Consider the following 1,576-nt stretch of genomic DNA (forward strand, 5'->3'; position numbering starts at 1 on the left):
ACCCGGTGCGTGCGGCGTTCCAGGTCGAAGATCCCCACCTCGCACGCCTCGCCGCGGCGGGGGTGGTCCATGCCGCCGTAGACGAGGTGGCGGCCCGACGCGGTGCGCTTGATCGCGTGGGGGAGCTTCAGCCCGTGGGTGCCGATGTTCTCGGCGGCGGTCAGCCGGTTGACGTCGAACTGCCAGAAGGACTCGCCGATCGCGGTAATGCCGGTCGTCCCGTCCAGCCACACGGCGTGCGTGCTGCCCTTGATCGAGGAGTCGGTCGGTTCGAAGCGCAACGTGGACACCCGTTCGGTCTCCTCGGGGCGCGCGGTGTCGTAGAACGCGAGGTGCTGCCCGGTGTTGCCGAGAAACCCGGTGCGCCGATCGGGGCTGAGGCTGATCGCGTGCCCGCCGGAGAGCCCGTCGTAGTACTCGATCCGGGACGCGTGCCGCCCGCTGACCGGGTCGTAGTGGAACACACAGACCCCGGCACGACCTTCCAGACCGTTGAGTCCGTTGCCGTCCAGGGCGATGTGGAACGCGTAGGGGTAGCCGTCTGACCTTGATCTGTCGCCGGCTTCCTCGATCGGGTTCATGTCTTGAGCGAATCACGCCCGACTCGGGCGGACCACGTATCGATCGGGTGACACGTCCGGTGGAAGTCCGCGGTCATCGGGTGAGCACGTAGCCGTCGTCGGGGCGGTGGTCGCGGGAGCGGCGGAGGTCGGCCAGGGCGAAGGTTCGTTGGACCCAGCGGTCGGCTCCGTCGTAGCGGGGGCGGAAGGGGGTGCGGCCGTGCACGGTGACCCGGTTGTCGATGACGGCCATGTCGCCGGGTGTGAGTCGGGTGGTGCGGGCGGCGGTGTCGAAGGCGTGGGCGAGTTCGGCCAGTGCCGCTTCGGCCCGCGGGGTCGCCGGTGTGGTGGCGATCTGGGCCATGCGCATGTCCGGGTCGTCCACCGCGCCGAACAGCAGCGGCTGCGGGTCGCGGGCGGTGTCGTCGACGCCGAAGGAGGGGGGTGGTCGCAGGATGAACTCGGGCGCGAACAGCGCGTCACGGGTGGCTTCGGGCAGCAGCGGCAGCACCTCGCGCAGGCACGCGGTGCGCAGGCCGGCGGTGCGGTCGTGGTCGGCGCGCAGGCACAGCAGCAGCACGTGGTCGGGTTCGTGGGGGTGGAAGGCGTTCTCGTTGTGGAAGGTCAGCAGCGCCGAGCCGGCGTTGCCCGAGAAGTTCTCCCTGCCGGGCACGGGGACGACGTCTTGCACGAGGGCGCCGGACTTCTCGGCCAGGTACGCGGCGGGATCGCCGAGCGCGCAGGCCACCATGGTCAGCACCGCCGCCGCGACGGTGGCCTCGCGCTGCACCGACTCCGGCCTCGACGGCGTGGGCGGCAGCGCTGTTGCGTCCACCGGCAGCCCTCGGATCACCAGCACTCCGTGCGGGCCGGAATGCCGCCGGAACCGGCGCACCCCGCGGCGCAACGCCAACGGCAGCTCGTCCCAGGCGTCGCGGGCGCGGTCGACCCACTCCGGCGCGTCCACGGGATGCCGGTCGGAGCACAGGGCTCGGGCGATGTGGTCGCACGCGTTC

The 1,576-nt window shown here is 71.6% G+C and carries 2 protein-coding genes; both read right to left on the minus strand.

What is annotated here, in order from left to right:
- On the minus strand, positions 1 to 581 hold a 581-nt coding region (locus AB0G02_RS39400), incomplete at its 3' end, for a hypothetical protein (protein WP_360805380.1).
- Between the two features lie 73 nt (positions 582 to 654).
- Positions 655 to 1,576 (minus strand): TauD/TfdA family dioxygenase (locus AB0G02_RS39405; protein WP_360805383.1); only part of this gene is annotated, 922 nt, incomplete at its 5' end.

The organism is Actinosynnema sp. NPDC023658, assembly GCF_040639995.1.
GTDB lineage: Bacteria > Actinomycetota > Actinomycetes > Mycobacteriales > Pseudonocardiaceae > Actinosynnema.